The organism is Campylobacter concisus, from assembly GCF_002912425.1.
In the GTDB taxonomy this organism is placed as follows: domain Bacteria; phylum Campylobacterota; class Campylobacteria; order Campylobacterales; family Campylobacteraceae; genus Campylobacter_A; species Campylobacter_A concisus_AH.
Genome location: NZ_POYR01000155.1, coordinates 1 through 9,131 on the forward strand (window position 1 = coordinate 1; position 9,131 = coordinate 9,131).

General features: G+C 39.6%; 8 protein-coding genes. All 8 read right to left on the minus strand.

The annotated features are described in order from the left end of the window. Window positions 1–434: 434 nt before the first annotated feature. The 8 genes from CYP84_RS08510 to CYP84_RS08545 all read right to left on the minus strand — a co-directional run bounded on the left by CYP84_RS08510 (window position 435) and on the right by CYP84_RS08545 (window position 8,986). Window positions 435–1,883, minus strand: coding sequence for a Ppx/GppA phosphatase family protein (locus CYP84_RS08510; RefSeq protein ID WP_103637267.1), 1,449 nt, complete (start codon window positions 1,881–1,883; stop codon window positions 435–437). A gap of 3 nt (window positions 1,884–1,886) precedes the next feature. Next, window positions 1,887–3,104 (minus strand): sensor histidine kinase, encoded by a 1,218-nt coding sequence (locus tag CYP84_RS08515; protein WP_180996402.1) that lies wholly within the window; start codon window positions 3,102–3,104, stop codon window positions 1,887–1,889. A 38-nt stretch (window positions 3,105–3,142) separates the two neighbouring features. Further along, window positions 3,143–3,814 (minus strand): homeostatic response regulator transcription factor HsrA, encoded by a 672-nt coding sequence (gene hsrA, locus CYP84_RS08520; RefSeq protein ID WP_002942555.1) that lies wholly within the window; start codon window positions 3,812–3,814, stop codon window positions 3,143–3,145. 76 nt (window positions 3,815–3,890) lie between these two features. Continuing rightward, the gene (locus CYP84_RS08525; RefSeq protein WP_002942574.1) at window positions 3,891–4,217 is read right to left on the minus strand and encodes a dihydroneopterin aldolase; all 327 of its coding nucleotides are present in this window, start codon (window positions 4,215–4,217) and stop codon (window positions 3,891–3,893) included. Then, entirely contained in the window at window positions 4,214–4,825 is a 612-nt protein-coding gene (gene plsY, locus CYP84_RS08530) for a glycerol-3-phosphate 1-O-acyltransferase PlsY (protein ID WP_021089007.1), read from the minus strand. Before plsY ends, CYP84_RS08525 begins: the two co-directional genes overlap by 4 nt. 59 nt (window positions 4,826–4,884) lie before the next feature. Beyond that, window positions 4,885–7,173 (minus strand): ATP-binding protein, encoded by a 2,289-nt coding sequence (locus CYP84_RS08535; RefSeq protein ID WP_103637268.1) that lies wholly within the window; start codon window positions 7,171–7,173, stop codon window positions 4,885–4,887. 8 nt (window positions 7,174–7,181) lie between these two features. After that, a complete protein-coding gene (locus CYP84_RS08540) occupies window positions 7,182–8,264 on the minus strand; it encodes a PilZ domain-containing protein (RefSeq protein ID WP_103567624.1) in 1,083 nt (360 codons plus the stop codon). Window positions 8,265–8,386: 122 nt separating this feature from the next. Next, window positions 8,387–8,986 (minus strand): peroxiredoxin, encoded by a 600-nt coding sequence (locus CYP84_RS08545; protein ID WP_002942572.1) that lies wholly within the window; start codon window positions 8,984–8,986, stop codon window positions 8,387–8,389. Between the last annotated feature and the right edge of the window lie 145 nt (window positions 8,987–9,131).

The window sequence follows — 9,131 nt, forward strand, 5'->3', positions numbered from 1 at the left end:
GGTTTGGGGGATTTAAAAAGGGGGATAAGGGGACGGCTTCGTAATTTAAGTCCCCTTTGTCTTTCTTTTGGATCAAAGAGTTTTTAAATTTGAAGTCCGTATTTTTAAAAGAGAAATTTGCTATTTTGTAAATTTTAAAATTCCATTCACTCGCAAGAATTGACTACTAAAATTTGGCTTCGCTTACAGCTTAGCTCAAATTTTAGAGCCGAAATTACTCGTTCATGAAATTTTAAAATTTGTTTCACACTAAGAACATGGCACTTTGGCACTATTGCATACTTTGAATGTGTGCTGAAGGATAAAAAGATTGGGGGGACTTCGTATCTGACTTGCATTGCGAGCCTACAAAGTAAAATAGAAGCCTTTACCCCCCCCCTTTTTTTTTTATTTTTAGAAAATAAATTTATAAATTTGATCGCTAGCTTTTTGATTTACACAAACGAAATGGCAAAAATTTCAGGTTTTGCGATCTTTTTTATCTCTTCTTTTGCCATGGCAAATTCTTTTGCGCCCTCTATTTTTAGCGTGTGGCCGCTAAACTCAAAGCTTAAATTTAGCTTCTCGCAGGTTATATCAAGTGCCTTGGCTAGCGCAAGGATGAAGCTTAGCCACCTTACACACTCAGCCTTTGGTAATAAATTTTTATACTTTTCAAACTCATAAATATTTTTCTTGCCATTTGTGCCAATTACCGCGGCTATTAGCGCCTTTTGCTCGTGTGAAAAGCCGTAGTTTAGGGCATTTAGTATGATATAGGCTGAGTTTTTGTGATCGCCGTAAAAGCCTATCTCTTGACCGACATTGTGAAGTTTTGCGGCAATTAGTAGCGTCTCAAGATAGCTCTCATTTAGTCCATGAAGCTTTTTAAGCGCCACAAAAATATCCTTTGCGTATCTTGCTACGGCTTTATTACAAGAGAGGATGAAGCGATCTTGCAGGCTTTTGACGCTTGGGTTAAAATTTTCTGGAAATTTAAGAATTGGACGCAAAAAGTCTTTTAAAAAGACCCCTTCTCTTACGCCAACGCCACTTGTGATGACGTTTTTGGCATTTAGCGCCTTGGCAAGGGCTAAAAATATATGCGCGCCCTCTCTGATGGTGTCATATCTATCTTTTTTTATAGGAAATTTATTTAGTTCAAGCACGCTAACGTTTGCGATGCTCTCGATGTAGGCTTGCTCGTCGCTAAGCTTGTAGCAAAAGCCATGTAGCGACGAGAGCGGATATAAATTTTTGCTCATTATGGCTGATGAGATCGCTCTTAAAGAGCCGCCGATCGCTATTAAATTCGGACACTTAAATCGCTCATCTATCTGCGCCGTGATCTGCGACAGAAATTTAGGTAGTTTGTTTAAATTTTTCTTATCAAAAAATAGCTCTTTTAGCCTCACTGTGCCTATATTAAGCGAGAGGACATCGACTATCTTGCCGTTGCTTATCCTAGCAAGCTCAGTTGATCCTCCGCCGATGTCGATAGTGACACATTCAGCTAGATTATGAAGCAAATTTTTAGCTGCTATCGCTCCAAAAGTGGCCTCCTCCTTGCCGTCAATAACTTTTAAATTTATGCCAAGTTTTTTTCTTAAAAGAGAGATCAAAACGCCTGAGTTTGGAGCATCTCTAAGCGCTGAAGTGCCGACACATAGGACTTTGGAGCATTTGTAGCTTTTTATAATGTTATCAAATTCACTAAAAGCTTTGATGGCTTTTTGCATTGAAGCTTCTGAAATTTCGTTGTTTGAGCCGTATCCACCTTCGCCTAGTCGCACTTTGGTTTTGTATTCAGCTAGTATAAAAAATGCTAAGCGTGATGTGCGCTCAAATATTGCCATACGCATAGAATTTGAGCCAAGATCGATCACTGCGGTTCTCTTTGCCATTTTTTATCCTTTTAAATTTAAAACGAGGCTTGCAACTGCTCCGTTTGCACCCTCTCTATTTTTGATAGATATCTCAGCGCCAAGTGCCTGTGCTGCACCTTTTGCGAGAAATAGTCCAAGTCCAGCACCGCCTTTGTTGCCGTATCTTTTAAATGGAGCAAACAAGTCCTTGCTCTCATCTATGCCCACGCCTTCATCGGTTACTTCGATGATAAATTTGCTCTTTTCAAGCTTCGAGCTAATCGTAACCGTGCTATTTTTTGGAGAAAATTTGATAGCATTTTGGACGAAATTTTGCACTATGTGAGTCAGTAGGCTGGTTTGGATGTTTAGGTTAAAAATTTCAGGTTTTAGATCGAGTACGAGATTTTTTTCTTCACCTTTTGCGAGCACCTCGTAGTTTTTGCCTAGTTTTTTCAAAAATGCGATCACGTCGGTATTTACTGGCTCTTCAAACTGCGCACCCTCTTGACGGCCTATCTCAAGGACTGAGCCTATCATCGCATTCATGCCGTTGATCGCTTCGTTGTTTGATTTTAGCGCTTCTATATATTTTTCGCTATCTCTTGGTTTTAAAAGTGTCACTTCGTTTTTGGTTTTCATAACGGCAAGCGGCGTCTTTAGCTCGTGAGCAACGCCTACAAAGAGCTCTTTTTGGTATAAAACGAAAGTTTGTATGCGAGAGATCAGCCTATTTATGCTATTGCCAAGTGGTAAAAACTCGTCTGGCAAGCTTTTGATATCGATCTCTTTTAGAAATTTCTCATCTAAATTTGTAAGCTTGTGACTTAAAATTTTTATAGGTATTAAAAGCATTCTTGATAAAAATAGTGCGTAAAATAGCACCAAAAGTATCGCTGTGACATTTACGATTATAATATCTATAAAAATTTCTTCTACTATCTGGCTTTGAAGCGTCGTCTCTTTCTCTAGGACTAAGTAGTTACTATCATCTAGCCTTATTGTTAGCGTGGTTGTGCTCTTATCTTTTATCTTTTGCATCACGAGGTAGGGTTTTTCGCCTTTAAGCTCGCCTGCTTTTATAGTGGCTAGAGTTTTGTTTGGGATTTCTATAGTAAAAGTTTTTAGATTGTTAGGATTGAAATTTTGTGGATTGTTTTTATAAGCTGTGGCTTGCTGGTTTAACTCACTAACTACGCTTTGAAAAACGGTGACTCTTATGTAGTGATAGAGCATCACCGAAACAACGGCAATTAGCATCATCGCACCAGATGCTAATTGCAGTATAAATCTATTTCTTAAGCTTTTTTGGGAAAGCAAAATCTATATCCGCGTCTTCTAACAGTTTCTATTGTCGAAATATTTAGCGGTTTGTCCATTTTTTGGCGGATTTGGTTGATAGCAACCTCGATAACGTTTGGAGTTACAAGCTCTGGCTCTTCCCAGATAGCGTCAAGTAGTTGCTCTTTAGATACGATCTGATCTGAGTGTCTTGCAAGGTGAGTTAATACCTCAAATGGCTTACCTTTTAGCTCGATGTCGCGGCCAAGATAAGTGATCTTCTCTTCGTCAGGGTTGATGATAAGCTCGTCTATCTTGATGATATTTGTGCCACCAAAGCGTAGTCTAGCCTCTAGTCTAGCTACTAAAATGTCAAAATCAAATGGTTTTTTGATGTAGTCATCAGCGCCAGCTCTAAGTGCTTTTATCTCGCTCTCTTTGTCGTCTTTTGCAGAAAGAACTACAACTGAAGTGCGTGGAGATTTATGTTTTATGATGTTTATAAGATCAACGCCGTCACCATCTTGAAGCATCCAGTCAGTCAAAACTAAGTCGTAGTTTCTGATGCCGATGTAGTACTCAGCGTCTTTGAAATTTTCAGAGCTATCTGTCTGATAACCAAACTCTTGCAACCCCTCAGCAATCGTCTTATTTAGCGTTACTTCGTCTTCTACTATTAAAATACGCATTTCTTTTCCTTAAACTAAAATTTATGGTCGATTGTATCATAAATTAAGAAATATTTCAAGATACTTTAATAAATTTTTAAAAAACAGTGCTGATTTTTGCACCGACAATTGCATTTGGTAAAATCTCGGTTTTTAAAATCTCCATATCCAAACTAGTAAGCGAGCTAAACCTCTCTTTTAGCGCTTTGCAGGTTGCTTCTAGTGACTCTTCTACGCTTTGAAATTTCATCTCATTGTAAAATTCTTTTATAAAATCAGCCACCAAGACATAATCAATCAAGCTAGTTGAGCGAAATTCTAAGCTTACTTTTACCTCTTGCTTTGCAACTCGCTCAAAGTCAAACATTCCGATGACGGTTTGAAATTTATAATCCTTAATGATCGTTGTTATTTCGCTTTTCATACGACTTTTTGCTCCTTGCCTGAAAGCAGGCGAACGATATTTGGTATGTGCTTATAAACTACCAAAAATGCGATGATAAGTATCGGTGCGTGAGTGTAAATTTCATCAAGCTCTGGGTGAATGATAAAGCTTGATGCGATGAGAGCTATCAACGCGCATAGCGAGGCTAGAGAGCTTATCTTTAAAAATTTACCGACCAAAAACCAAACGACAAGAGCGATTATTATCTCAACTGGTAAGAAAAATGCGAGCACGCCAGCCCCAGTTGCCACGCCTTTGCCACCTTGAAAGCCTAAAAATATAGAAAAACAATGCCCTGCCACACTTAAAACTGCCATCGTCCAAAGCACGCTTTGGCTAGCTCCAAGCAAAGAGGCTATGATGAGTGGCAAAACGCCCTTTAAAACGTCACAAACTACGGTTAAAATGGCTAGTTTTTTGGCGAGTTTTGGGTTTGTTTGCTTTAAAACCCTTAAAACATTTGTCGCGCCTATGCTTTTGCTGCCCTCTTTTTTTATATCAACATGGCCAAAAATTTTTGCTAGTATGAGCCCTGATGGGATGCTACCAAGCAGGTAGCTAACGGCATAAAGTATTAAATTTTGCATATTTTACCTTTTAAATTTAAAGAGAAATGATATTAAAAAAATACTAATTTTTTTATAAATCATCTCCACAAAAGCACGATTTTTTCGTCGTAGATGTCGCTTTTCTTTGGCGAAATTTGCGTTTCGTTTATCGTGATGTTTTTAACATCATTTGCCTCTTTTAGCGCATCGCACTCTTGTGCAAATTTCTCCTCAAGCTCGCTTATGGCCAAATTTATATCATTTACGCTTTGCTCGCTAAGCTTGACGTCGCTTCGCTCTTTTAAGACCTTGTTTGCGCTTCTTGCACTTGATGCGATCTTGCCGGCGTTTTGGCGAGATAAGAGCTTGTTACCAAATATCGCTCCAAATATGCTTGCGCCTATATTTATAGCAGCATCAAGGCCGCTTGTGGTCATCTCTTTTTGCTCTTTATCAAGCTTTGCAAGGGCTTTGTTTAGCTTATCTTGCAAGCTTTTTTGCTCTTTTTCAAATTTAGCCGTGAGCTTTGCGGTTTGCTCCTCTAAAATTTCATTGCACTTATCTTGAAGTCTTATGAAAAACTCCTCTTTTGACTCGTTTTCTTTTGAGTAAATTCCCATCGCTTCAAAGGTGTTAAATTTGAAATTTCTATACAAAAACTCTTTAAAATCTTTCTCTAAAGCGTCAAAATTTTTAGCACTCGTTATGAAATTTGGCACAGTAGCAAAGCTTGCGCCGCTTGGCTCATTTTCGCTCGCATCAACGTGCATGCCTTCGCTAGCCTCGCTCCAGTTTGGCTCTTTGTCGTTTTCACTAAGCTCGTAAAGATAGCTCACCTCACAAACGCTGTCTATGCCCTTTTTAGCGTCATAAATTCTCACTTTTGCGCTTGCTAGTAAATTTGGTGTGAGGTTTTTTGAGTTAGCATAAAGCTGCGTGATTGCACTTGATATGATAGGTTTTGCGCTAAATTTCATCTCGCTTTTATCTACATTTTGGGTGCTTAAATTTTCTTTTTTATCTTTCATCAAATTTGAAATTTGCTCGCGGCTGAGCGGGCCTTTTAGATAGCTAAGTGCCCAGCGTGTGGAGATGACGTTTAGGCCGTCCTCGTTTATATTTTTGAGTAAGAAATTTCTTTTGGCTAAATTTGATATGAGGCTCTCAAGCGAGGCTTTGTCTAAGCTTGAGCCTGCTATGCCGCTTAGGCCGTCGATCACGCGGGCTTTGTCCTGCGCTGTTTGGAGGCGGCCGATGAACCAAGTGCCGATGTTGCTAAGGCCTTTGTAGTCAAGATCGACTGGGTTTTGCGTGCTTAAAACGCAGCCAAGACCAAATGCACGAGCCTGTTTTAAGAGCGTGAGCATAGGCGTTTTTGACGGAGGATTTGCGTTTGGCGGAAAAAAGCCAAAAATTTCATCCATATATAGGATCGCTCTAAGTGAGCTAGTGCCCTCTGTGCCACGCATCCACGCGATGATCTCGTTTAGTAAAAGGGTGACAAAAAACATCCTCTCAGCGTCATTTAGGTGTGAGATCGTAAAGATGTTGCACTTTGCTTTGCCGTTTTCGTCAAAAAGCATCTTTGAAATTTCAAGTCTAACGCCCTGCGTCCAGCCCTTAAAGCTTGGACTTGCGATGAGTGCGTTTATCTTCATGGCAAGCTTTAGGCGCTCACTGCTTGGATAGAAGGTATCCACGTCAAAAACGCCTATCTTTTTAAACGGCGGATTTGCTATGAAATTTATGAGCTCTTCGATGCTGACGTCTTTTTGCTCTTTAAATTTGCTCTCAAATATAGTGGATATTAGCAGCTGTTCTTTTGAGCTCATATCCTCAGAACTCATGCCAATAAGCGATAACACCGAGGCTGCTAGCGAATTTATATAGTTGCTAAAAATTTCCTCGTCACTAATATTAGGACAAGCAAAGTCGCTAAGTAGCGCCACGCCTATGCCAGATGAGCTTTTTGGTGTGTAGATGTTAAAGCTAGCGCTATCTTTTAAAATTTTTACGCGCTCAAGGTCTTGAAAGCTAGACTCTATGCCGTTTCTCCAAAGCTCGGCCTGAGAGGCGGCAAATTCCTCTACGCTTTGACCTTTGTTTGCCGCTTCTGCTTCATCGACGTATGGTAAAAAATCCTCCGGCCTCATCTGCGGAAAGGTGAGGGCTAAATTTGTGATGTCGCCCTTTGGATCGATGATGATAGAGGGGATGTTGTCTATGCAGGCCTCTTCTAAAAGCGTGATACCAAGGCCCGTTTTGCCACTACCAGTCATACCAATGATTGCTGCATGGGTGGTTAGGTCCTTGTTTTTATAAAAAAATGGCTCTTTATCTTTTAGTCCGATGTAAAAAAGTTTTAAATTTTCTTGTATGGTTTTCACTAATTGCCTTATTCGTATAAATTTATGCGTGAGCGAAGCTCGTCAAGCGTCTCTTTGACGCGCTTTTGCGTGAAGTCTTTTATCGTTTTATCATCATCAACTAGCTGCATGCAGTATCTGATGTAGCCCTTGTATGCTAGCTCGGTGACAAGTTTTAGCTTTAAAGAGACATTTTTTACTTCATCTGGTGAGAGCAAGATGTCAAAATTTGCCTCTAACTCTTCGCCGTCTTTAAAATTTGTAGCTTGTGAGCTCAATATACTTATGCCGCCCTCTGAGATGTCATAAAGGCTGCCAACAAGCTCGCCTTGCTCTCCTTTTAGAGAAATTTTGGTAAAGCGGTTTGGTAAGACGCGCTGGAATTTTCTTTTGTTTGCATGCATGGTCGCTGTGCGCGAGAAATTTGAAAGAGTGACGCTTTTATCGGCGATATTGTAGTCGATGATGTCGGCGCGAAGTTGCTTTGAGAAGAAGCTATTTGGCAGGATAAAGCCCTTGCCATCTTGCTTCATGGCTAAAATTTGCATCATATCTACGCGAAAAACGACGCTATCTTCTTTAACCTCTAAAATTTCGGCTTCGTATTTTATATTTAGTCCGTCGTATAAATTTAAAAATTCAGGGCGGACCTTGGCGTTTTTCATGCGTGTAAATGTGTTGATCGGATCTTCGTAGAAAAATGAGCCAGTATCGATCATCTCTTTTACTGTGGTCTCTTGATGATTTTCAGCGTTATATAAAATTTCTTTCAACCTTGAGACGGCATTTACAAAGTAGCCCACATAGACTGCATCGTCGCAGGCATGACTAAAATTTAGTGTCAAATTTAAGAGCAAGAAATTTATCAGCTCGTCTTTTGCGTTTAGTTTTGGTATTAGGCTGTTTAAGTCGTCGCGAATTTGTGTGGCATTTGGTTTTTGGATGAGTAGCGCGTCAAAGATACTCTCAAGGCAAATTTTCATCTGCTCGTGTGGCACCACAAGGGTTAATTGTCTGCAAAATTTGATACCCTCATCTATAAATTTAGCTCTTAAACCAAGTATGCAATCCTCGCAATTTTCGACAAGTTCTTGCCTGCCCTTAAACTCCATGGGGTCTCCAAAAAAGGTTATTTATTAAAACATCGCTATCATATATAAAGTTATATTAAAAAAATATTTAAATTTGTGTAGAGAGGAAATTTCTAGGCAAAGCTGCCTAGAAATTTGAATAATTATAGTTTGCTTTCGTTGTGTGAAAGGTAGTCAGCAACACCTTCAGTGCTTGGTTTCATACCAGCGTCACCTTTGTGCCAGCCAGCTGGGCAAACTTCGCCGTGCTCGTTTGTAAATAGCATAGTATCTACCATTCTGATCATCTCGTCGATGTTTCTGCCAAGTGGTAGGTCGTTTATAACTGCGTGGCGAACTGTGCCATCTTTGTCAAGTAGGAATGATCCGCGAAGTGCTACGCCAGCGTCTTCTAGAAGTACGTCAAAGCCGCGAGCGATTGATTTTGTCATGTCAGCTACGATCGGGAAGCGAACTTTGCCGATACCGCCTTTGTTTACTGGAGTCTCTTTCCATGCAAAGTGTGAGAACTGGTTGTCGCAAGAAACTGCAATAACTTCGATACCGCGTGACTTGAACTCGTCATATCTTTTATCAAACGCGATGATCTCGCTTGGGCAAACGAATGTAAAGTCCATTGGGTAGAAGAAGACAACAGCGCCCTTTTCGCCGATGTTTTTGTAAAGGTTGAAATCATTTACAATTTGATTGTTTCCTAAAACTGCTGCAGCTGTAAAGTCAGGTGCTTTTTTTGTTACTAACATATTTTCTCCTTAATAATAAATTTTATTGATTGCGAAATTATATCCATAAAAATTTAAATTCTAATTAAATAGATCTGAAAATTTTAATCATTGTAATTTTAGTATGCATTTGAAAATGAATGGAATTTTTTAAAAATTTATAGAA